General features: G+C 61.7%; 17 protein-coding genes and 1 tRNA gene. 6 read left to right on the forward strand and 12 right to left on the reverse strand.

The annotated features are described in order from the left end of the window. Window positions 1-3: 3 nt before the first annotated feature. The 3 genes from J3U06_RS07730 to nagA are packed head-to-tail and all read left to right on the forward strand — an operon-like array spanning window position 4 to window position 3,240. Complete coding sequence (locus J3U06_RS07730) at window positions 4-1,110, forward strand: ROK family protein (protein WP_267444822.1); 1,107 nt, start codon at window positions 4-6, stop codon at window positions 1,108-1,110. Continuing rightward, window positions 1,107-1,895: a glucosamine-6-phosphate deaminase gene (nagB, locus tag J3U06_RS07735; protein ID WP_267400982.1), complete on the forward strand. Its 789-nt coding sequence runs from the start codon at window positions 1,107-1,109 to the stop codon at window positions 1,893-1,895. The genes J3U06_RS07730 and nagB overlap by 4 nt, the downstream gene beginning before the upstream one ends. Window positions 1,896-1,932: 37 nt before the next feature. Further along, window positions 1,933-3,240 (forward strand): N-acetylglucosamine-6-phosphate deacetylase, encoded by a 1,308-nt coding sequence (gene nagA / locus J3U06_RS07740; protein WP_267444823.1) that lies wholly within the window; start codon window positions 1,933-1,935, stop codon window positions 3,238-3,240. Here the strand turns inward: nagA and J3U06_RS07745 are convergent. From J3U06_RS07745 to J3U06_RS07785, 9 genes are all read right to left on the reverse strand, one after another. Continuing rightward, the gene (locus J3U06_RS07745; protein WP_267444824.1) at window positions 3,231-4,103 is read right to left on the reverse strand and encodes an ABC transporter ATP-binding protein; all 873 of its coding nucleotides are present in this window, start codon (window positions 4,101-4,103) and stop codon (window positions 3,231-3,233) included. The genes nagA and J3U06_RS07745 overlap by 10 nt on opposite strands. Window positions 4,104-4,280: 177 nt before the next feature. Beyond that, window positions 4,281-6,269 (reverse strand): hypothetical protein, encoded by a 1,989-nt coding sequence (locus J3U06_RS07750; protein WP_267444825.1) that lies wholly within the window; start codon window positions 6,267-6,269, stop codon window positions 4,281-4,283. A gap of 110 nt (window positions 6,270-6,379) precedes the next feature. Further along, window positions 6,380-7,555: a sensor histidine kinase gene (locus J3U06_RS07755; protein ID WP_267444826.1), complete on the reverse strand. Its 1,176-nt coding sequence runs from the start codon at window positions 7,553-7,555 to the stop codon at window positions 6,380-6,382. Then, window positions 7,552-8,178, reverse strand: a complete 627-nt coding sequence (locus tag J3U06_RS07760) for a response regulator (RefSeq protein ID WP_267400989.1) — start codon at window positions 8,176-8,178, stop codon at window positions 7,552-7,554. The genes J3U06_RS07755 and J3U06_RS07760 overlap by 4 nt, the downstream gene beginning before the upstream one ends. A 47-nt stretch (window positions 8,179-8,225) precedes the next feature. After that, the gene (htpX, locus tag J3U06_RS07765; RefSeq protein ID WP_267444827.1) at window positions 8,226-9,161 is read right to left on the reverse strand and encodes a zinc metalloprotease HtpX; all 936 of its coding nucleotides are present in this window, start codon (window positions 9,159-9,161) and stop codon (window positions 8,226-8,228) included. Window positions 9,162-9,297: 136 nt separating this feature from the next. Continuing rightward, window positions 9,298-10,308, reverse strand: coding sequence for a D-alanine--D-alanine ligase family protein (locus J3U06_RS07770; protein WP_267444828.1), 1,011 nt, complete (start codon window positions 10,306-10,308; stop codon window positions 9,298-9,300). Window positions 10,309-10,558: 250 nt separating this feature from the next. Then, window positions 10,559-12,025: an FAD-dependent oxidoreductase gene (locus J3U06_RS07775; protein ID WP_267444879.1), complete on the reverse strand. Its 1,467-nt coding sequence runs from the start codon at window positions 12,023-12,025 to the stop codon at window positions 10,559-10,561. A gap of 118 nt (window positions 12,026-12,143) precedes the next feature. Beyond that, a complete protein-coding gene (locus J3U06_RS07780; protein WP_267444829.1) occupies window positions 12,144-14,111 on the reverse strand; it encodes a heavy metal translocating P-type ATPase in 1,968 nt (655 codons plus the stop codon). Between the two features lie 172 nt (window positions 14,112-14,283). After that, window positions 14,284-16,158: a S1C family serine protease gene (locus tag J3U06_RS07785; RefSeq protein WP_267444830.1), complete on the reverse strand. Its 1,875-nt coding sequence runs from the start codon at window positions 16,156-16,158 to the stop codon at window positions 14,284-14,286. 232 nt (window positions 16,159-16,390) lie between these two features. Between J3U06_RS07785 and tgt the strand changes: the two genes are divergently transcribed. Together tgt and J3U06_RS07795 are read left to right on the forward strand one after the other, a co-directional pair. Continuing rightward, the gene (tgt, locus tag J3U06_RS07790) at window positions 16,391-17,689 is read left to right on the forward strand and encodes a tRNA guanosine(34) transglycosylase Tgt (protein ID WP_267400995.1); all 1,299 of its coding nucleotides are present in this window, start codon (window positions 16,391-16,393) and stop codon (window positions 17,687-17,689) included. A gap of 56 nt (window positions 17,690-17,745) precedes the next feature. Continuing rightward, window positions 17,746-17,828, forward strand: a tRNA-Leu gene (locus J3U06_RS07795). Between the two features lie 178 nt (window positions 17,829-18,006). On the opposite strand, the gene J3U06_RS07800 is transcribed toward J3U06_RS07795, so the two are convergent. After that, window positions 18,007-19,341 carry a dicarboxylate/amino acid:cation symporter gene (locus tag J3U06_RS07800; RefSeq protein ID WP_267430881.1) on the reverse strand — a complete coding sequence of 445 codons (1,335 nt, stop codon included), beginning with the start codon at window positions 19,339-19,341 and terminating at the stop codon, window positions 18,007-18,009. Between the two features lie 165 nt (window positions 19,342-19,506). Then, window positions 19,507-19,788 carry a metal-sensitive transcriptional regulator gene (locus tag J3U06_RS07805; protein ID WP_110416674.1) on the reverse strand — a complete coding sequence of 94 codons (282 nt, stop codon included), beginning with the start codon at window positions 19,786-19,788 and terminating at the stop codon, window positions 19,507-19,509. Window positions 19,789-19,903: 115 nt separating this feature from the next. Here J3U06_RS07805 and J3U06_RS07810 point away from each other — a divergent pair, with 115 nt between their 5' ends. Further along, on the forward strand, window positions 19,904-22,756 hold the full coding sequence (locus J3U06_RS07810; RefSeq protein WP_267444831.1) for a heavy metal translocating P-type ATPase: 2,853 nt from the start codon (window positions 19,904-19,906) through the stop codon (window positions 22,754-22,756). Between the two features lie 21 nt (window positions 22,757-22,777). Here J3U06_RS07810 and J3U06_RS07815 read toward each other — a convergent pair whose 3' ends face one another. Beyond that, window positions 22,778-23,869: an alpha/beta fold hydrolase gene (locus J3U06_RS07815; protein ID WP_220236632.1), complete on the reverse strand. Its 1,092-nt coding sequence runs from the start codon at window positions 23,867-23,869 to the stop codon at window positions 22,778-22,780. Window positions 23,870-23,877 lie beyond the last annotated feature (8 nt).

Below are 23,877 nucleotides of genomic sequence, written 5' to 3' on the forward strand. Positions count from 1 at the left end.
CCCATGGCAGCATCGACCCCGCACCTCAGGGCGGGCACAAATAGCGTCCAGGCCGACCCGATCAGCCTAGGGATAGACATCGGCGGCACCAAGATCGAGGGTGTGGCCATGGACGGTAACGAACACCTGCTGGCCTGCCATCGGATCCCCACGCGCGAGGGCAGCCAAGCGGTTCATGACGACACAGTGATGCTTATCCGCCACCTGCTGGACCAGGTGGGCCCAAACCAGGGTCCGGTCACCGTAGGCTTAGGCATCCCGGGGCGAGTGGACGCCAATCGAGGGATGGTGGACGACGCGGTCAACTTAGGCATCCGCCACATGGCTCTGGGCCCTGCCGTCGCCAAGACGACCGGTCTGCCCGTCCGCGTCGAGAACGATGTGAACATCGCTGCTCTGGGAGCTGCCTCGCAGACTGGCGACACTCTGATGACCCCTGGAGCCACACCCCACTCCCAGGCTGCTCGGGACCAGGCCCGACGACCCGCAACTGAGCCTGGACGCGACGGCCCCAGGGCCCTGCCCGACCATGACGACCACACGGTGGCCTTCATCAACCTAGGCACTGGTCTTGCAGCGGGCATCATCAGCGGGGACCGGATCGAACACGGAGCCAGCGGGGCAATCGGCGAAATCGGCCACATCCCAGTAGATGCCCACCAGTTTCCCTGCAAGTGCGGCCAGCGGGGCTGTCTGGAGACCGTGGCCTCCGGCTCGGCCGCGCAGGCCCTCTGGCCGGGGATCGCGCACCCCTTGCCTGACCTTATCGCCCAGGCAGACCAGGGGAATCAGCAGGCCCAGGATGTGCTGGACATCATTGGACATGGCATTGCCCTGGCCGTGCAGATCGTGGCCCTGACCATCGACCCCGCAGTCATCATCCTGGGCGGAGGCATGAGCAAAACCGGTCAGCCCCTGCTGGATCTGGTCACCGAGCATCTGAATAGGAGCGCGGCCTGCAGCCACTTCATCGCCTCGCTGAGTCTGCCCGACCGGCTTCGTCTGGCCCCAGCCGACCTGCCCATCGCGGCCATCGGCGCCGCCCTGGCAGGACGCATGGCCGCCGGTAGTCGCCCATCTGACTTTATTGGAAAGGAAACCGCATCATGACCGAAATCATCATCGTCAAGTCCCAGGAGGAAGCCGGCGAAATCTATGCCCGCTGCACGGCCGACCTGATCCGGCGCAAGCCCGACTGCGTGCTGGGTCTGGCCACGGGGTCCAGCCCACTGGCGGCATACCAGGCGCTTGCCAATCTGGTCCACAAGGAGGGAATCGACGTCTCCCAGGTGCGCGGGTTCGCCCTGGACGAGTATGCAGGGCTGGATCCGGCCCACCCCCAGTCCTACCGGTCCACCATCGACCGGACAGTGGTCGAGCCTCTGGGCCTGGACCCCGCCAAGGTGAGGGTACCTGATGGAAACCTGGACACCATCAAGGACGCTGGCCGCGTATACGACCAGGCAATCGAGGATGCCGGCGGCGTCGACCTGCAGATCCTGGGCATCGGCACCGACGGACACATCGGCTTCAACGAGCCCGGATCCTCCCTGGCCTCGGGCACCCGCATCAAGACCCTGACCGAGCAGACTCGCATCGACAACGCCCGCTTCTTCGACGATGACATGGACCAGGTGCCCACCCACTGCATCACCCAAGGAATCGGAACCATCCTCAAGGCACGCCAGTTGGTCCTTCTGGCCTTCGGCGCCGGGAAGGCGGAAGCCGTGGCCGAGAGCGTAGAGGGCGGCATATCGTCCTTCTGCCCAGCCTCCGCCCTCCAGATGCATCCTCATGCCACCGTGATCGTGGACGAGGCCGCAGCCTCACGCCTGCGCAACCGCGACTACTACAAGTGGGCATATGCCAACAAGCCTGACTGGCAATCCATCTGATCGTCCTGACCGGCAAAGTACAGAAGGCAAATCATACATGTCCAAGGAATCATACGAGTCGGCAGGGTTCGCGGTCGAGTCATCCCTGAACGGACCTGCCCATCCCCTTGTCCTGACCGGCGCAAGGCTGATAGACGCCCGCGGCATCAGGGAAGCTAGCTGGATTCTGGCCCTGGATGGCAAGATTGAGCAGGTCGGGCAAGGCAGGGAGAGCCTGGAATCCGCCCTGAGAGCCGCTGGCCTGCCCAGCCTGCTCTCATTCTTTCAGCCTGGATCCGATAACCATGACGCGAATGCGAACGGTGTAGAGTTCATCGACGCGACCGGCTCCATCCTCACTCCCGGGTTCATCGACATCCACTCCCACGGCGGTTGGGTCCACTCCTTCGATGACGGAGACGAGGCCATCCGCACAGCCAGAGCCTGCCATATGGTCCATGGAACCACCAGGCAGGTGCTCAGCCTGATCACCAACCCAGTCGACACAATGTGCGACAATCTGCGCTCGGTCAGGCGGGTCATGGACTCCAGACCCGACGTGCTGGGGGCCCACTTGGAGGGGCCTTTCATCGCCCTCTCCCGTAAAGGGGCGCACGATCCCAAGTGTCTACGCGACCCTGAACCTGCGGCCCTCGACAGTCTCCTGGAGGCTGCCGACGGTTGCATACGCCAGGTGACATTGGCCCCCGAGCGCGACCATGGCTACGAGGCCATATCCCGCCTGGCTGAGTCCGGCGTGGTTCCTGCGGTCGGCCATTGCGATGCCGACTACGACCAGACCCGCCGCGCCTTCGATGCCGGCGCCCGCATACTCACTCATGTTTTCAACGCCATGAACGGCATCCATCATCGTCAGCCAGGACCTGTTCCGGCCGCCGTGAAGGACCCCCGTGTCACGGCCGAGCTGATCAACGACGGTTTCCATGTCCAGGACCCCTGCGTCGACTTGGCCTTCAGGCTCTTTCCCCATCGGATAGCCCTGGTCACCGATGCCATGGAGGCTACCGGCTGCGAGGACGGTGCCTACAAGCTGGGCTCCCTGGACGTAACAGTGAAAGGCGGCCACGCCCGCCTGACCTCCAACGGAGCCATAGCTGGTTCAACCCTGACCCTGGATGTGGCAGTCGGCAGAGCCGTCCAGGCCATCGGTCTCCCGGCCCACCAGGCCGTGGAAGCCGCCACTCTGACACCAGCCCGGACTCTGGGGCTGGACCGTCCCAACCCGATCACAGGTGCTCCACTGGGTCTGCTGGCACCCGGCTATGCGGCCGACCTCCTCCTCCTGAGCCCGGCCGACTGGTCCGTCAAAACCGTGGTCTGCAACGGGCGCAGAATTCAGACCTGAATTGATCTGAGCGGCTCCTTCTGCTCGGATCCGGACAGAAGGAGCCGCTCTATATCCTCCTGATCCATATGGTGGTAGGAACCGCAAATCCTCCCATCCCGCATATATAGGATTCTGTCAGCCCTGGAAGCCACCCTGGCATCATGAGTGACCAGAAGGCTGGCCTTGAGTCCCGCACTCATGGCTGCTTGGATGGCATCAAGGGTGTCCTCACGGGCTCTGGGATCCAGGTTGCCGGTGGGCTCATCCGCAAAGAGAACATGCGCATCCATGATCATGGCCCGAGCGATGGCCACCCGCTGCTGCTGACCTCCTGACAGCTCGCCCACCTTTCGCCCCATTACACCGGTCGGCAGGTCCACACAGGACAGAGCCCGACGTACAGCATGATCATCGGCGGCTGAACCATTCAAGGACTGCGGCAGGATGATGTTCTCGGCGACTGTCAGGGAATCGACCAGCATGTAATCCTGGAAGATGAAGGCGAATTCGGTCCTGCGAAGCCTTGCCCGGCGAAAACCCGGCTGCTGAGCGATGTTCCGATGACCATACCAGACCTCTCCTCGCGACGGGGTCAGGATGCCGGCAAGCAGCTTGAGCACAGTGGACTTCCCACATCCCGAAGGTCCGATCAAGGCCGTGATCCGACCAGATTGCAACACTATATCGACCGGCCCGATCTGCGGGGCCGACCCATTCCTGTCATGCGACCTTCCCAGCAGACGACGCCTACGGCGACCGCCGTCCGAATAGTCGTAGCAGACAGACTTGGCCTGCAAGACCTTATCGTTGGCATCCGGATCCCCGTCATGAACAGTTTTCAGCCTTATCCTTGCGTCCCGTCCCCCATGCCTTGTTTCCATATATCCCTCTTTCCTGCGTCCGATTTTCAAAATGCCAGCTGCACGACTGCCGCGAGCAACGCATTTCGTGATGACCGCAACAGACTTCTCAGGCCACTTATCCCCCCCCCCTCGCCTGCACGGCCGTCCGTCGTGCCCTCACTCATTCCCATGCCGCCACCGCCACAGGCTGCTCGCTCATCCTTGGCAAGCCAGACGAGCATAGGAAACCATGTGGGCGGACAGGGCCACCAGACCCATCGTCAGGATTACCGTCAAAAGCAGGCCCAGCTGCCTAGCCGGGCAATAAAAGGAGATACCCCCGTAGAGTTCGACTGACTGTGGGTGGGAGCAGAGGTTGACGACCAGGAGCGAGCCGACGCAGCCCAGGAAGAAGGCCGACAAAACTTCGCCCAGATACCTGAGAGTCCCGCTGCACCCGTACCGCCAGACTCCCAGGTCCAGGAGAACGGTCACGGCCCTGGTTCTGCGCCCCTCCTCCACCATGGTGAAGATCAGCGACAGGACGCCCACAGCGCATATGGCCAGGACTGGGTACACAATGACAGCCATCTCTCTCATCCCGTCCCCCCCAGTCTGCGTGTAGATTTTGCCTGTCGGCAGATCCGCCACCCATGCCTTGGCCGCTTGGTCGGTAACTCCTGTCGGTACCTCCCGGCCATCTGGCCGGGACGAAACCAGGGCCAGAGGCGTGTGCTCACCCCAACGTTCATATCCGGACTTCCATGAACCTCGGGATATAGAAGACGACAGACGGGAGGGGATGAAGTACTGGCCCATTCCTCCCGGCAAGTCGGCCACAGCCGCAATTCGACTGCGTCGGGCTGACCCGCTCCCATCATCGATACAGACCGGGCTGTCGACTGACACGCCCGCCCCCGCCTCCGGCTTGGAGGCTACCACCCCATCGAGCCTCTCCAGGCTTGTTCCGTCCTGCACATGGCGGAGGGTGGCGGATGGAAGAACCCGGCCCAGATCGCCGTCTATTTGAAGACGGGAGGCACCACGATAGTAAGAGGCTGCCCGCTGGACCTGCCGATCACATCCCCCACCGTTCTTCTCCATAGGCACAACCGTGGCAGGAGCCAGAATAAGAGGGTCAGCATCGCGCGACCTTACATAGGCGGACCAACGATCCAAAGTCCCCTGGCCGCGCCCGACCGGTCTGATCACAGACCCGCCTGCCAGCGCTTCGGTCAGGGAGGCGCGCGCATTGGCATCGCTGTACCCCAAAAAACCGAAAAGCCCACAAGTGACCGCAGCGGCGACGACCACCATCGTGAAAAGGGAGGCTGCCCTGGCGGTCTCCTGACTGCGCAAGGCCAAGGTGACCACGGGACCTTTCAGACGACCAGCCAGGATAACGCTCGCTATTCGGATCAATAGGGTCCTGCCCATTCGTGCCAAGGCCCACACCAGAAGAGGAATCAGGAAGATGCCCAAACTGCCGGCGGTCGCTCCAGTCCCCTTTAGGCAGATCATCATGCAGGCCGCAGAGACCGCCAGAAGAATGACCACAGTAAACAGGGCGCGGCGGCGCCTCCCGGACGAGCAGGGCATGGACTGCAAGTCAGGCCGAGCTCTGACGACCCTCACTGCAGCCAACATGGCGCCCAGACATTGGCACAGGACGGAAAGCAGGACCGTTACAAGAGTGGAGGAGAGGTTCGGCAGCCCGCCCTGCCTTGGCGGAAGCATGTCCAGCTGGGACATGGCCGACCCCGCCAGAGGCATCACCAGCTCACCCAGAATCACGCCGATGAGACCAGAGAAGGCAGCCATGAGACCTTGGACGACCAATATCGATCCCAGGAGCCGGCTGGGGGAGGCGCCCAGCAGACGGATGCGCATGAGCCTGTCCCATTGAGCTGTAAAGGCGTGATCGCTGATGGTCTTGGAAACGGAGGCCGAGGATGCTAAAAATATAGCCACCATAGCTACCGGGGTGGTCGAGTCGGGCCGCCCTTCTCCCCTGGCCATGGCCTCAAGGACCAGGAAGATCAAGGCCATGGGGCAGGCTCCAGCCAGTACGTTCAGGGTTTGCAGGCCGCGGTTCCCCCGCCATAAGGAATTCACCAGGCGGATGTATCCGATTCTGATACCCCGACCTCTAGGCCATTCCGCCCCGGATTCTCTCCCGTCACCGCCTATTCTTGTCCGTTGCATAGGACCAAGCTACATGGGCGAGCAACAGGTAGGCCACCGACAGACGTCACTATCAAGTGGACGAATGTCACTGCCTTGCAGAAGTCGTCATCCTGGCCGAAGGTCCGAAGTTACCTACCGGATTGCGCAGCCAGCGGAAAAGAAAGCGCCACCCTAGTGCCATGGGGAGACTCCGATGCCTCTGCCGGCCTCACATCCAGAGAGCCGCCCAGGGCCTTCGCCCTCTGCTCCAGGGAGGACAGGCCGAAGCCAGGCACAAACCGAACGGATCCGTCGCCAGGACCTACTCCGTTGTCCGTCACACTCAGGCGGAGGGTTCTTGGTGCCAGATCAATGACAATCGAGGCGGATGAGGCATGAGCGTGACGGACCACGTTAGTCAAAGTCTCCTGCAAAGCCCGGTAGATAAGGACTTTGCTCTGCGACGACAGGCCCTCTAGGCTCCCATGCACCGTAGCGGTCACATGCAGACCCGTGGATTCAAAGGAGTCTGCCAGACTGACAATCGACTCCTCGGTCAGTTCCCCACCAAAGACGGCCGGATTCAAAGCCCTGGCCTGCTGACGTACCTGAGCCAGAGCCTTCTTATCGATGTCTTCGGCCTTAGCCAGATGAGCGAGGGCTCGGTCGATGGACAAACCCTTGTGCAGAGTCCTTTGTGCTGCTTCAAGCTCCATGTGCATGGCCGACAGGTACTGACCAATCGAATCATGCATCTGCGAGGCCATTTCCGCCCGCTCCTTGGACAAGGCCAGACTCTCGATTGTGAGCGACTGTCTGGCCAGCTGCCGGTTCTTTTCAATAAGCAGACGGCTGGCCCGTGCATAAAACAGGAAAGCCACCGCGAAGAAGATAATCAGAGCCAAGTTCAGGATCATATCGCCCCAGATGGCCTGCCGCCATCCGCTTTTCCATGCCATATGCAGAATATAGGCCGCAATTTCCCCTCCCACTGAGACCCAGGTCCAGATCTCCGGGAATGCGAAGAGAACATCCACGGTCACGATGGCGGTGAGAAACATCTGCGGCGGATTGTCGAAAAGGGTGGCTGCAAGACAAACCACGATGAGAAGGCCCCCGCAGATCAAGGCGGGAATACGTCGCCGAATCAGCCTATAACCCAGCCAGGCCGAGATCATGGCAGTCTGGAAGAGAAAGAAGTTGAGCGGATTGCCGTATTTTGACCATAAGAAGGAGCAGCAGAACGAGGCGACCTCCACCAGGCCTACATATGGGAGGGACCCTGGTTTCCGCTCCTGAGACGGCTCAGGCTCTGACGGGCTCATGGCCGCCTTAAGGTCATGGCCAACTCGGTGCGGTTACGCACGCCGATCTTGTCGAAAATGCTGCTGACGCGGTTCCTGACCGTGCCCAGAGCCAGGCATAGACGATCGGCGATCTCCCTGTTGGTTGAGCCAGCCACAATCATGTCGATAATCTGACGGTCCGTCCGATCGAAGTCGCAGGCATCGTCGACTCCTTCCCTGCTAATGAGATCCATCAGTCTGCCCGACTCGGCAGCCCCAAGGACGCGTTCGCCCCTGTAGACCCTATGCACAGTACCGATAATCTCCTCGGCATCGGCGTCTTTGAGCAGGTGCCCATATGCCCCAGCCTTGATGCTCCCCACAAGATTCTCATCCTCATCGAATGCCGTCAGTGCGACGCATCGGACTTTCAGTCCTCTTTTCCGCAGAATGCCAATGAGACAAATCCCGTCGATGTCAGGCATCCGGCAGTCAACTAGGGCCACATCGACATCGCTCAGGCGAGGATGCTCCAGAAGCTCCCGGGCGCTGGCTGCATCCGCAACGATCTTGATATCGTCCTCATCAGCCAGTATCGAGACCAGTCCTGCTCTGACCAGTTCCTGATCATCGACGATGGCCAGATTGATGGTCTCCGTCATACCAGGCATCATCTCCCATCGACAGAAGCGCAAAGCTGCTCTGCCTCTCAGTACCCCACCTGGGTTTCATGCCCGGAATTCACCTGGGTCTGCCCCATCTCCTGACTCATCTGCATCAGGCGGGCTATGCGCTCTTCCGTGGGCGGATGAGTGGAGAAGAGCCTGCTGAACCCCTTGACCGAGAAGGGATTTTCGATCATCATGGCGGCGGCGCTCTGGGTGCCGGCAGTCTGAGGCATGGGCACAGCCTGAGACCCGTAGGATATTTTGTTCAACGCCGATGCCAGAGCCGCTGGGTCCCCAGTCAGCCGACTGCCGTCCTCGTCGGCGTCATACTCACGGGTGCGGGAAATGGCCATCTGGATCAAGGAAGCGCCCAGGGGGGCCAGAATCGAGCTGATCAGCACACCCAGGAGGCCGAAGACGCCGGAATCGTTATCCCTGTCCCTGCTGTCGCCGCCGAAATACATGAGAGAGTATCCCAGATAGGTGATGACCGTGGCCATGGCCGAAGCCACTGCAGAAGTCAGGATGTCATGGTTGTAGACGTGCATGAGCTCGTGGCCCAGCACCCCGCGGATCTCACGCTCGTTGAGGATTCGCAGGATTCCCTGGGTGCAGCAGACGGCGGCATGGCGCTCGTTACGGCCTGTGGCAAAAGCGTTGGGAGAGTCAGTGGGGGCGATGTATATACGGGGCATGGGCTTGCCTGCCCTCCCCGACAGTTCTCGGACGATACGGTAGAGGTCGGGAGCCTCCTGCTCGCTGACCGGCCGGGCATGCATGGAGGCGATCGCCACCTTGTCGGAGAACCAGTAGGACCCGAAAGTGGTGGCCAGGCCTATGAGGATATAGATGCCTAGAGTCCCCTGACGGCCACCCGTCAGCCACCAGATGAGCATAATAACGACCCACATAAGGGCGAACAAAAGCGTCGTTTTCAGGCCGTTGAAATGTCCGTGAACCTTCAGCTTGCCATTCATGGACACCATGGTAGACAATGCTGCTGAATTTCTGCTGAACGAAGCCTGTACATCCCACGGGTTTCATACACGTCAGACCAGAAACACATACCCCGGGAGAAGCTTGACGGAGCAGTTTCATGAGCCAAAGAGCGATTTATTCCTTAGCCAGAGCCAGCTGACAGATCCGTTCGCATAGATCGCCAAAACTTATACCAGCTGCAGCTGCTGCCTTGGGCAGGAGGCTGGACCGCGTCAGGCCGGGCAAAGTGTTGGCCTCCATGAACCAGATCTGTTCTTCTTCATCCACAATGAAGTCACTGCGGCTGTAACCGCTCAGTTTGAAAACCCGGTGAATAGTCTCGGCCTCCTCTTGGAGCCGTTCAGCCAAGCTTGCAGGTATTCGGGCCGGGAAGATCTCATCCACCCCGTCCTTCTGGTACTTTGAGGCATAGTCAAAGACCTGCCCATCCGGTTTGACGATTTCACCGACTGGAAGTGCAGAGTCGCCGATAACACTGACAGTGAACTCCCTGCCTGTGATGAAACGCTCTATGATCACCTGGCCATAGGCAGCCGCCTCCTGAATAGCAGCAGGCAGACCATCAGGATTGTCCACAATACTCAGGCCGACACTGGAACCTTCGGCATCCGGTTTGACTACTACTGGCCAGCCCAGACGATCCTCAACCTCAGTCGCGTCGACGGAGCCCGTCAACCATTCAGGCGTGAGGATGCCCGCACTTCCAGCCACCCTCTTCGAGACCTCCTTATCCATGGCCAGGCCACTTGCTGTGCTTCCCGACCCAGTGAACGGAATCTGAGCCAATTCTAAAAGGGCCTGGATCTGACCGTTCTCACCAGAGCCACCGTGAAGGGCCAGGAAGACCAAATCGCAGTCCAGGACCGCCGACGAAAGATTCACCTCAGAATGTGCACGTTTCAATGTCTCAAGTTGTTTGGCGCCTGGATGATTCTGGATGGAAGTCGATGCCGATGAAGAAAGGGCCAGCCTGCCTTCCTCCTCCAAACTCAATCTGCCACGGGCACTGTCAACGGCGACGACCTCGTGGCCTCGTTCACGGAGCGCACGAATGACTTCAATAGCCGAAGCGACCGATACCTCGCGTTCGGTACTGGTCCCACCAAAGACGACAGCTATCCTCATCGTTCAGCCTCCTGGCTGTCCACTCACCTGCATGGTTCCACTTCATGGACTAGAGAATCTAGGGTGTGTTCGTCAACGCTTAACCGGCACACTCCTTAAGATAACGAATACAAAGGGACGATTCAACCGTATAGGCGATTGAATACTCTGCGAGATGCCCTCCCCGTGGTGCCGACCAAGAAAACAGGATTTGGACGAGGATTCATGAACCTCATCCAAATTCTGCCGCTGCCGAACCAGGACCGCTCGCTTACTCGCCGTGGGCGAGCTGGCGGAGCTGGTCGGGGTCGGTGACCTTGATGTGCTCACGGCCGACCTTGGCGCCCTCGGCCCGCTCATAAGCATCCACCCGCTTCCAGCCGGCGAAGTCGATAGGCTGGATGCCCTTGTCCGCCAGGAAGCGGTCAATCGAATCGTCGTCCCGGTCCTGGGCGAAGCGACCATGATCCGGGCTGGCAGCCAGGTCATCCAGCATGTTGCCGATGGTCTCCAGGGCATCGGACTTGGTGGATCCGATCAGACCCACGGGCCCCCTCTTGGCCCAGCCCGTGGCGTAGAGACGGTCGATGGACCTGCCGCCCTGCTCCTCGGGAGCAGTGGTCACCCGGCCGTGGACGTTGGAGAGGGTGTAGCCGGAGAAATCGTATGGAATGCCGGGAACTTCGGCAGGCTTGTAGCCGATGGCGTGGTAGACGGCCTGAACCAGGTACTCCTCGTACTGGCCGGTCTCCTCCATGGTGCCCTCGGGCGTGACCCTAGTCTTCTCCACGCGAATGCCTGTCACTGTGCCATCCTGGCCGATGATTGCGGCAGGCATCCGATAGAAGTGCATATAGAAACGGCGATCGGCAGGATTGCCCTCGAAGTCGACTCCGCCGTCCTCAGCCATGTCCTCGGCCATCTCCCTGATGGTGAAGAGCTCCTCCAGCATCTGCCGGGTCAGCTTGTCGGCACCGGCCCGATCGATTGTCTCCTGATCCAGGTCGAAGTCCTCCTCGTCGAGGACGATTTGCACCCCGGGCAGCTTCTCCAGTTCGCGCAGCTCCTGGACCGAGAACTTGGCCTGGGCCGGCCCGCGACGGATGAACATGTGCAGCTCGCGGGCCTGGTTGCCCTGAATCCCTTTGTAGACATTGTCGGGGATGTCGGTGCCCAGAAGGTCGTCGGCCCGCCGCATCAGGATCCTGGAGACATCCATGGCCACGTTCCCGCCTCCGATGACGGCCACCTGCTTGGCGTCCAGGGGCCAGTTCTGGTCAGCGTCAGGATAGCCGTCATACCATTCGACGAAGTGGGCGGCCCCGTGAACGCCATCAAGCTCGTGCCCGGCGATCTCCAGGGGGCGGTCGTCCACCGCACCGGTGGCGAAGAGGACCACATCGTAGCGCTGAAGCAGATCATCCAGGTTGATGTCCTTGCCGAACTCCACATCCGCATAGAGGTGGATCTCGGGGTTATCCAGGGTCTTCTCCAAGGCGCCGGCGATGTACTTGATGCTGGGATGGTCCGGGGCTACTCCATAACGGACCAGGCCGAAGGGAACGGGCAGCTTCTCAAACAGATCAATCCGGGCCCGGTCGCCCAGGCCCAATCCTGCACCCTTCTCCCGAAGCTGCCGCAACAGGATATCGGAGGCATAGACCCCTGCAGGCCCGGCGCCTATGACGGCTACGCGCAGCGGGGAGCCGGCTCCCTTGTCGCTGGCCGACGCAGGCATAGTGGAATCGTTGGCATTATTATCGCTCATGTTTGCCAGCCTAACGCAAAGCAACGGTCTGGGACAGAGCTGGCCGGGCTCCATCCCCGGGACTTTCACCAAGCGTCATGAAATGGCCTCAGCCCCGGTCTATCAGCGCAGTCAAGGCCCAGAGGATGGAAACCACGTCGATGGCCTCCTGCGTAAAGGCGCCGACAACCACCGGGATCAGGTCGAAGGCGGCGCAGAGCATGCCCACCGTGGCCAGGGTCAGCCCCAGCATGACCGCCTGGAGCATGACCCGCTTGGTCCTGCGGGCGATGGTGATCGACCTGGGCAGGCAGGCGATGTCGTCGTTCATGATCACGGCCTGGGCGGATTCAGAGGCGGCCGTGGTGGTCCCGTCGGTGATGGCCATGCCCACGTCGGCGGCAGCCAGGACCGGGGCATCGTTGACCCCGTCCCCCACCATCATGGTGATGGATTTAGTCACCGATTCACCTAGGAACTTGGACAGCCAGATGTCCCAGAGGGGCTGCCGGTTGGGCTCCTCCCTGGCGGCCTTGGCGATCAGATCGGCCTTGTCCTCAGGGAAAAGGCCAGCATGCACGTCGGTGATCCCCACTTGGTCGGCGATGATCCGGGCCGAGGCCTCCTTGTCTCCAGTGACCATAGATAGGCGGGTAATCCCCAGCTCCCGCAGCCGAGCGATGGTCTGAGCGGCATCCGACCTGGGCACGTCCTTCATGACGACTCGCGCGGCCAAGGCCCCGTCTATAGCGATGTAGGAGGCCATCTCGTCAGGAGCCAGGGGGCCGAATGAATCGCTTGGTTGCTCGCCAGCCACGAATTCGGCCCTGCCCACCTTGACCTGATGGCCGTCAACCAAACCCTGGACCCCATTGCCAGAGTCCTCCTGAACCTCCCGCGCATGCAGATGGACCTCACCGCTGCTCTGTGCACGCAAACGCTCCTGGACTGCGGCCCCGGCCTCGGCAATCCCGTTAGCCAGGATGTGAACCGAGTAGGACTCCACAGCGCCCGCCATAGCCAGAATCCGGTCCGTATCGACCTCCTGCCCCTCACCGTCAGGCAGATCGATTCGAACCACTTGGGGACGTCTGACGGTCAGCGTGCCGGTCTTATCGAAGAAAATGTGCGAAACCCGGCCCAGATTCTCAATCACGTCCTGGGTCTTGATCAGCAGCCCCGCCTTGGCCAGCCTTCCCGTCCCGGCCATGTAGGCCACAGGAGCGGCGATCAACAGAGGGCAGGGGGTGGCCAGGACCAGAACCTGGGCGAACCGGGTCGGCGCTCCGGAGATGATCCAGGCCACGCAGGCGATGATGAAGGCCACTACAGTGAAGGGCACCGCCATCAGATCGGCTGTTCTGACGACTGCAGCACGCGAGTTCTGGGCGGAGCGCACCAGGTTGAGGATTCGCTGGTACTGGGAATCCCGGGCCAGCTGCCGGGCCCGCATCAGGAAGGTGCCCGAACCATTGACCGCCCCGGACATGACCTGGGCATCCTGGTAGAGCCTGCGGGGCATGGGTTCGCCATTGATGGTGGACATGTCCAGGGTGGCGGCGGGACTGATCAGCTCGCCATCAACGGGCACGGTCTCGCCCGGCTTGACCACCAGGAGGTCGTTCAGGCGGACCTTATCGACATCCACCGTGCTCCAGTCGCTCTCTTTGGGAAGGGTATGCTCCCCCTCCGGCAGATCTGCTTGGACCACGTGGGCCACCTGGGGGGCGGCCTGGACCAAGACGGTCAGGTTGTTCTGCGCCTTGTTCCCGGCGTACTGTTCGATGGCGTCGCCGGAATAGAGCATGAGGACCACAGCCCAACTGGCCCAGTATTGCCGAACGGCGAGCGTGGAGAGGATGGCTACCACGGCCAGGATGTCCACGCCCACGTGGCCCTGACGCACGTCATCGATCATCCCCTTGAGGGTGTCAACCAGCGAGACGGCCACCAGGACGGCGACCAGCCATTGGGCAGCCTGGCGATAGGGGTGCCAGAGCAGGCCCATGGCCAGTCCGCAGGCCAGAACCACCCAAAGCATGGGGACCTTCTTGGCGAAACGCAGAATTCTTGACATGACCACTTCCCCGATCCGGACTTGTCGATCCGTCGACCGCAGCCGGATTACAGCTCTCTTGTCCTCTTGTACATCAAGCCTATACCGCGCCAGAGCCAGTGATGGATGGCGGATACGACAGGGGGCCGCACCCGCCATGTGACGGGTGCGGCCCCCTGGGTTCAGTCCCGGATCACTGCCCGAAGAAGAAGCGGAAGGGATCCATGGAGTCATCGTCATCGCCCGAACCGCCCTGGTCGGAGCCACCGTCCTGGCCACTGCCGTCCGAGTTCTTCCTGTTGGTCCTGGGCTTGCCTTGGACGTTCCGCTCCTCGCTGTCAAGCGTGGCATTCACCTCGGCAGTCTTGCCGTCGCGCACCACGGTGATCTTGACCGAGTCACCGAAAGCGGCAGCCCTGACGAAGCCCAGCAGGGAGTAGTTGTTGTTGACGGCATGGCCATTGAAGGCCACGATGGTGTCGCCGACCTTGATGCCGGCCTTGTCCGCCGGAGAACCTGAAACCACATTGGTGACCTTGGCGCCGCCGCGGGTGACCCCGTTGGCCTGGGCTGTGCTGCTCTGGATGGTGACCCCCAGGGAGACGTGCTTAGCCTTGCCGTCCTTGATGATTTCATCGGCAATCCGCTTGACCAGGTTGGATGGGATGGCGAATCCGATGCCGATGGACCCTGCCTCAGATTTGGAGGAGGCCATGGAGGCGATGGAGGAGTTGATCCCGATGACCTCACCGGCCGCGTTGAAAGTGGGACCGCCCGAGTTGCCGGGGTTGATGGCCGCATCCAGCTGGACCGCGTTGGTCACGATGGGGTTGTTATTGCTCTCGTCCATGACCGAGACCGGGCGGTTCAGAGCCGAGACGATGCCAGTGGTGGCCGTATTCTCGTAGCCCAGGGGGTTGCCAATGGCCATGACGTTCTCGCCCACGGCCAGCTTTTCGGAGTCGGCGAACTTCACTGACTTCAGGTCGGAAGGCGCCTGATCCAGGCTGAGGATGGCCAGATCGGCTGTGGTGTCGGTACCGACAACCTTGGCCGTGTACATCTGCCCGTTGGAGAGGGTGACGTGGATCTCCTGGGCGCCATCGACCACGTGGTTGTTGGTGACCACATGGCCCTGAGTATCGAAGACCGCGCCCGATCCGGCCCCGACCCCGCTCTTGGTCTGCACCTGGATGGAGACCACGGACTCGGAGACCTGCTTGCTGATGCCCTGCCAGTCAGGAGCCTGCCCGCCCTCGACCTTGGCCGTGCCCTGGCCCGAGGAGTTAGAGGAGACCCCGCTGAGCGAGGAGGACGAGGGCAGAGTGATCCACCCGTTGGACAGAGCCGCCCAGCCCAGGCCCAGCATGAGGGCTGCGGCCACCAGGGCGGCCACCACGGCGGTAAAGACGTACTTGCCCGTGCCGCTCATGCTGCTGCTGGCATTGTTGGCAGGACCGGGCCGACCATTGGGGCCGCCAGTTCCGAAGGGCACGTAGGGCCCCTGGCTGGCGGGTCGGCCACCCTGGGGGTTCTGACCGGCATTCTGGCGAGGCTGGCCATTCTGACCGAACTGGCCTGGCTGTCCATATTGTCCGAAGAAGCTCTGCCGAGGACCAGAGCCATACCCCTGGTTGGACTGCTGGTTGGACTGCTGCTGACCCTGATTGTTGGCAGGTGGACGCGAGCCTGCGGGAGCATAAGCACCATACTCGGGCGCTGGCCGATAGTAAGGCTGCTGCTGCGTCTGCGCATCCTGCCCCGCAGTCGAGCCACCGGAGGCGGAGGCTGAGGTCCCGGTGCCGCTACTGTCATTCGACGCATTTTCTGTAGTCGCGGGCCGTGCATCGCCACCAGGCATGGCAATAGGTGTCGTGGGCCTCTGGTCCCAGGCCTGAGTCTGCTGGTCCCCTTCTTCTGTCGCTGGGACTTGAGCAGAGTCGGTCTGTTCTGTGGAGGCTCCCGTCTCCTGCTCTTGCTCGGCGGCCCCGCGCTCGATGTGGCTTGGCTGCCAGGACTGACCGTCATCGCCGCCCCTCCACGGGTCGGCCTTATGCTCTTCAGCCATTTCTGCTCCTTCGGATCGATGCCACTGCCTGCTATTCGGTCACGCTTGTCAATCTACCCCGTCGCCCGCGCTTTTTGCCGTTTCCGGCTGACAGGCGAAGCGGGTCCTCGCATGCATTGCTTCCAAGTCTAGGGCCGAAATGCTGAATGTTGTCTGGACGTTGGATGAAAGTCATATCGACTGTACGCAGGGCAGCAGCAGGACGGTTGGATGTCTTGGATACAGTGGAGCCATGAGCCTGATCACCAACCCGCTGGGAGCCACACCGGGCCGACCCGGCGACCGCACCGCATTCTCATTCGAGACCCTGAACCGCTTGCCCGACAGCCCCGAAGGCCTGGGACGCAATGGCCGCCGCTACGGCCGCACCGGCATCATCCATACTCCGCACGGAGACATCCACACCCCCGCATTCATCCCCGTGGCCACACAGGCGGCCATGAAGGCCGTTCTGCCAGAGCAAATGCGTCAGCTGGGCGCCCAGGTCCTGCTGGCCAACGCCTTCCACCTGTTCGAACGCCCCGGCCCCGACATTCTGGACCAAGCAGGCGGCCTGGCCCGGTTCATGAACTGGGACGGCCCCACCTACACCGACTCGGGCGGCTTCCAGGTCCTATCGCTGGGAGCGGGATTCAAGAAGACACTGGCCATGGACGTGACCGGCATGAAGTCGGACCAGGTGATCGCCGAGGGCAAGGAGCGCCTGGCTTTCGTGGATGAGGACGGAGTCACCTTCAAGTCTCCGCTCAACGGCGACCGGCACCGCTTCTCGGCTGAGATCTCCATGGGCATCCAGCACCGCATCGGCGCCGACATCATGTTCTCCTTCGACGAGCTGACCACACTGATGAACACCCGCACTTACCAGGAACAGTCAGTGGAGCGCACCTTCCGGTGGGCGAAGCGCTGCGTGGATGAGCACCACAGGCTGACCCAGGCGCGGACCGGCAAGCCCTATCAGGCCCTGTTCGGCGTGGTACAAGGGGCCAACTACGAGGATCTCCGCCGACGCGCCGCCCGCCAGATCGCCTCCCTGGACTTTGACGGCGTGGGCATCGGGGGCGCCATAGAGAAACGGCTGCTGGGGCAGACCTGCGCCTGGATCTGCGACGAAATGCCCGAATCCCGGCCCAGGCACGTCTTGGGCATCGCCGCCGTGGACGACATCTTTGCAGGCGTGGAAAACGGCGGGGACACCTTCGACTGCGTATCCCCGGCTCGCTGCGGCCGCAACGGGGCCGTCTTCACCCGTGACGGCCGCTGGAACATCAAACGCGCCCAGTTCAAGGCCGATTTCAGACCCATCGAAGAGGACTGCGACTGCTACACCTGCACCCACTACTCCCGGGCCTACATCGACCATCTGCTTCGCGCCCATGAGCTCAACGGCTACACGCTGGCCACCATCCACAACGAACGCTTCTTCGTGAGGCTGCTGGACGAGATCCGCCAGTCCATTGACGGCGGCTACTTCGACGAATATAAGAAGAAGACGCTGGCCAGGTTCTACGCCCACGGATCCAAGGGCTGAACCAACACGCCATTATTGCGCCGCGCAGACAACCGTGCTAACCTTTCCAGTTGTCTGCGAACGTGGCGGAATGGTAGACGCGCTGTCTTCAGGTGGCAGTGAGCTGATGCTCGTGAGGGTTCAACTCCCTCCGTTCGCACGAAGAAATGGAAATGTCTTCGACTGATTGATGTCAGTCGAAGACATTTTTTATTGGTCGAATTACAGCTGAGGCCGTTCTGGCTATCCGGCCTTCTGGCCGCCGCAAGTCGGGTCAGGATGGTTCATCCTCTTGCCGCCTGCCGCCCGACCATGCAGCTTTTGATCATACAGACCAGTCACTCGATGTCCTGGTCGTCGAAGACCTTGCGGCCCTTGTAGAGGTCGAGGTCCAGCTCGTTCTCGGTCCTGGCCACGATGACTGCCGTATTGGCGGCACCTGCTACGTTCACCAGCGTGCGGCCCATATCCACCAGCTGGGAAATAGGTTGCATGATAGCGATGAAGGGTACGGGCAGGCCAGCTGCTGTGAAGAGGGAGGTGGCGGTGATCGTAGCTGTGCCTGGCACACCCACCGTCCCCACGGAAACCACCAGAGCAAAGACGATCAGGAGCGCAAAACGAAGAGGGGAGTAAGGAATCCCCTGAGCATTGATAGCGAAAACCGCCAGAAGAACGGGCCAGAGCCCGGCGCATCCTGGCATGCCCAGATTGGCTCCCAGACTGGCCACAAAGGAGGCCGTCTCTTCAGGAACACCAGCGGAACGCAACTGACGGACTGTGACTGGGATGGTACCGATGCTGCTCTCGGAGGTGAAGGCCACCACGCCCGCCGGCCAAAGGGAGCGGAAGAAGGGCAGAGGATTGACCCGGCCGACCAGGGCCAGGATCAGGGGTTGGACTAGGAAGAGCTGAATAGCCAAGCCCAGGTAGGACACCAAGAGGACAGCCAACAGGGGCAGAAGGGTCTTCAGGTTGCTTCGACCGATGGCGGCTGCGATCAGGGACAGGACCGCATAGGGGGTGAAGCCAACGACGATTTGGGTGGCCTTGGACAGGACCACATTGCCGGCTTCCACGAAAGCCTTGAAGGGGGCCACACTCTGCTCGCCGCGCGGGGTTGAGGCGGCCTTGTTCAGAGAGACCGCCAGGAGGATGGCGAAGATCACGACAGGAATGACCTGGTTCTGGGCCCAGTTTTCAGCCAGATTCGAGGGGAAGAGACCGACCAGGGTGTCAAGCACCCCTGGCACCTCGTGAGGCTTGGCCCCCTTGGGCAGGGCCTGGTCGAACCCCTTGCCGACCTGGAAGAGCAGCCCCAGAACCAGGGCGATCACGGCTGCTGTGAAGGTGTTGACCAGGAGCAGAACGATGGTTTTCAGACTGATGTTTTTCAGCCGACCGGACCCGCCGATACGGCTGATGCTGGCGATGATGCTGAAGAGCAGGAGCGGCACCACCAAGGCCGAAATGACCTCGGACCAAACGTTGCCGAATGCCCCCACATAGGTCGTGTGACCTGAGAAGCCCACACCCACCAGGATTCCCAGCACCGTCGCTATGATGACCCGCCAACTGAAGTTGACCTTGGTCCTCCTGCTCAGCAGGGCCAGCCCCACAAAGAGAATGACGACCACTATCAGGGCCGCCCAATCCCAACTCGTTTCCGACATTGCCTCTCCCTCATCGATCTCTCCTCCCCAGGACCAAACGGCCTGGGGTTGGGGTTCAATCTAACAGGAGAGCGGCGGAAGTCCAACGATTCCCGGAAGAATGCCTATACCCGTTGCTTATGGACTGCTATTCCCGGGCAGATTAGGCCTGTCTGACGAGGATTGCTAAGAACGGACCAGGCGGGCGATGGCCTCGGAGGCCTCCTCCATCTTCTCGTCGGCCTCTTCACCTCCCTTTTCGGCAGCTTCGCGGACGCAGTGGTTCATGTGGTCGTCCAGCAGGGTTAGGGCCACCGACTTCAGGGCGCTGGTCGAGGCGGCAATCTGAGTGAGAATATCGATGCAGTAAGTGTCTGACTCGACCATCTGCTCGATGGCCCTGACCTGGCCCTCGACACGCCGGAGTCTGGTAATGGTCCGCTTTTTATCGTTGGCATATCCGGGCACGATTCACTCCATTCCTAGTCAATGGTCTGCATGGCGGAACCGGGACCGACCCGAATCCATGAAACCCGTCTCGAAATCCACTATCAGTATACCCCAGGGGGGTATAGTGGACCACATGAGCAGCATCCTGGTCCTTGTCGCAGCCCTGGTCATCACGGCGGGCATCATCTGGTACTTCTTCGCGCCCAGAAAGGCCACCCAAGCCAAGGATGAGGGCGGCATCCAGACCGTCCACATCACAGTCAAGGGCGGATACAGCCCCCAGCTGATCCAGGTTCAGGCCGGGCGACCGGTCAAGCTGGTCTTCGACCGCCAGGAGAGCGGGGAATGCTCCTCGCACGTGGTCTTCAACGGTTTCAACATCGACAAGACCTTGCCCGCCTTCCAAACCTCGACTGTCCAGCTGACCCCACCCAAGGCCGGCGACTACCCCTTCGCCTGTGGGATGAACATGCTTCACGGGATGCTCCGGGCCACCGATGGACCGACGACCGTCAGTGCCGAGGCACAATCCGAACAAGCACGAAGCAGCCAGTCGCAAGACGAGCATTCACCACAGACCGAATCCGCCAAGCCCGCTCAAGCCAATGGCGGCAGCGACCAGGACGAGGCGGATAAGGAGCGTACGGCAGAAATCCGCGATCTGACCAGGCGATTCATCGTAGCCCTGGTCTTCACGCTCCCGGTCTTCATTCCGGCCATGTTCGGCATGTTCCTGCCCATGCCCCACATTCTGATGAACCCCTGGGTCCAGCTGGTCCTGATACTGCCAGTGATGTTCTATTCGGGCTGGCCCATCCACCGCACCGGATGGCTGGCGCTGGCACACCGGGCACCGGAGATGAACTCCCTGGTTGCCCTGGGCACTGCCACGGCCTTCCTGTACTCACTGGTGGTCACTGTGGCCCCGCAACTTTTGCCTGAGGGAAGCCGCGAACCCTACTACGAGGCCGTGGGCACCATCATCACGCTGATGATCCTCGGCCAGATCCTGGAGGCACGGGCCCGGCGCGGCACTGGTGACGCCATCCGCGCCCTTGTCGGACTGAGGCCCAAGACAGCCACCGTGGTGAGGACCGACCAGGACGGCAGGGAGGCCACCCAGGAGATCGCCGTCGATGATGTGGCCGTCGGAGACGTGATTCAGGTCCATCCGGGCGAGAAGCTGCCGGTGGATGGTCAGGTCATTTCGGGATCATCCTCTGTGGACGAATCCATGGTGACCGGCGAGCCCATGCCCGTGCTCAAGCAGGAGGGCGATTCCCTCGTCGGAGCCACCGTCAACAGCACAGGTTCTCTGCGATACAGGGCCACCCAGGTAGGGCAGGACACGGTTCTGGCCCAAATCATCCGGCTGGTCAAGACGGCTCAGACCTCCAAGGCGCCCATCCAGAAGCTGGCCGACCGAATATCGTCCATCTTCATCCCCGGGGTAATTCTTGTGGCGCTCTGGACCTTCGTGGCCTGGTGGGCCTTCGGCCCCATGCCACGCGGAGTATATGGAATCGTGGCGGCGGTCTCCGTCCTAGTCATCGCCTGCCCCTGTGCCCTGGGCTTGGCCACTCCGCTATCCGTGACGATCGGCACCGGACGCGGCGCCCGTGCCGGAGTGCTCTACCGATCGGCGGAAGCCTTGCAGGGAGCGCATGACATCGATACCATCGTCCTCGACAAGACCGGCACCATCACCCAGGGCAGGCCTGAACTGGCTGATGCCCTGAGCGTGCAGGGAATGGATGAGGACCTGCTAATAAGAGCGGCCGCGAGCGCCGAGAGCGATTCAGAACACCCCCTGGCCCAGGCCATCGTCCAGGCTGCCAAGGGCCGCAATCTAAAGCTGGTCCCGGTCAAGGACTTCGATTCGGTCACCGGGGCAGGCATCGATGCAACCTTCCCCTCCGGATCCTTCGAAGGATGCAAGGGCACCTCGCATGTCCTTGTCGGCAACCGCAAGCTGCTCGAGGACAAGGGAATCGAGCTGGAAAGCGAAACGTCAGACCAGGCAGGCGCGCAATCCCTCTTCGACACCGCCCGCGGCTGGGAGGGCCAGGGCCGTACGACCATCTTCGTGGCCATCGACGGCGAGCTTGCCGGAGTCCTGGCCGTGACTGACCAGGTCAAGTCCGGCTCCAAGCAGGCCATCCACGACATGAACGAGCGCGGCATCCAGACCATCATGCTGACTGGCGACAACCAGGGCACTGCCGAACAGGTCGGGGGGCAGGTGGGTGTCACCCGGGTGGTTGCGCAGATCCACCCTGAAGACAAGGCGAGCATCGTCAAGGCCCTTCAGGCTCAGGGGCACAAGGTGGCCATGATCGGCGACGGCATCAACGACGCCCCGGCCCTGGCCCAGGCCGACCTGGGCATGGCCATCGGCACCGGTACGGACGTGGCCATCGAATCCGCCGACGTGACCCTGGTCTCGGGCGACCTGAACGCGGCCGTCAAGGCCATTGACCTCTCTGCTGCGACCATGCGCAACATTCACCAGAACCTCTGGTTCGCCTTCGGATACAACGGGCTGGGCATCCCCATCGCCGCCGGGGTGCTCTACCCCTTCATCGGCCTCCTGCTCAACCCTATGATCGCCGGGGCGGCCATGGCATTCTCCTCCCTGTCGGTGGTGCTCAACGCCAACAGGTTGCGGCACACGCCTCTAAAAGCCAGGCCGGTCAAGGAGGTCGAGCCAATCGACATGGATGCCCTGACCAGGGACCTCAGTATTTCCACACACCAAGAACACAACCAAGAGAAAGGAAACGAGATGGGACTCTTCCATCATCATGACGACATGCAGCAGGATCAGGCAGCAGCAGAGAAGGTCACCGACCCGGTCTGCGGCATGTCCATCGACCCCGACACAGCTGCAGCCAAGCGCGACTACCAGGGCAAGACCTACTACTTCTGCTCGCAGAACTGCGTCGATACCTTCGACGCCGATCCGCAGAAAGTGCTCAACAAGTAGGATCGTACGTTTGGCATCTGATCAGCGGTCGTCAGCGAGCTGCCAAGGCTGGTCGAAAAAGTCGAAGATGCGTTCCAAGTAAGGCCTCAGGACCTTGTCCGGCATTTGGTAGAGCTCGTGCATGCTGTCCGGGATGCGCACCAGCTTAGCCTGGCAGCCGCCCTGCTGGACCTGGTCGACAAAACGGTTCTGGGGCATCGGCAGCACAAACCGGTCGGGCTGGGCCTGGAAAAGCAGCAGAGGGGTCTCCACTCGGCTGCACCGGTTGGGGCGCAGTATGGCCCGGCTCATCTCCAGACTCTCCCTGACCCAGCCGAAGGTGGCGGCACTGGTCTGGTAGTGCAGTTCCTGGGCCCGCAACTTATGGGCCCAGGCCACCCGCGCCTGGCTGCCATTGGGGTACTTGCCCATGTCCAGCTCGGGGCGGAATGGCCCAAACCCCGGAACCATGCTGCGCGAGCGGCCCATCATGCAGGCGGCGTTTGTTGCCGTCCAGGCCACCGAAGGCATGAACCCGGTCCGCGGCGCAATCATGGGTGATGACAGGACCGCCTTGTCGATGAGGGAGGGGAAGGTTTCCAGCATCCGCGCAGCCACGCCGCCGCCCATGGAATGGGCATAGAGCACCATGGGCTCGTCTTGGGCATACTGCTGGCCCACCTGGGAGCAGAAGGCGGCCAGATCCGCCACATACCGCTGCCAATGATCCACCCAGATCAGGCTGGGATCGTTCACACCACGGCCAGAGAAACCATGCCCCCAATGCTCGGGAACGCAGACGGAGTACCCCTGCATCAGGAAGTACCAGGCCATCTCCTGGTACTTGTCGGCGAATTCCGAAAAACCGAAGGAGATGATCGCGGCCCCGCGCACACGAGCTGAGCCGGACTCCACCGCACCCTTGCGGAACAGCGTCCTGTCATAGCAAACGTAATGCAGAAGTCGGGAGGGGTCCACGCCGCTGAGATGGGCCTTGTCCAGGAGGGTTCCCCCGTCCTCGCCGCCGTCATGGGAGATCATCCATCCGTCACTGCGACAGGAGGCCAGGTCAGGAAGGACACGATCCTTCATGATTTGGTCGTAGCGGCGTTCCTCAACCAGTTGGACGCTCATGCTCTCAC

Origin of the sequence: Bifidobacterium sp. B4142, assembly GCF_026537325.1 — a bacterium.
Lineage (GTDB): Bacteria > Actinomycetota > Actinomycetes > Actinomycetales > Bifidobacteriaceae > Bombiscardovia.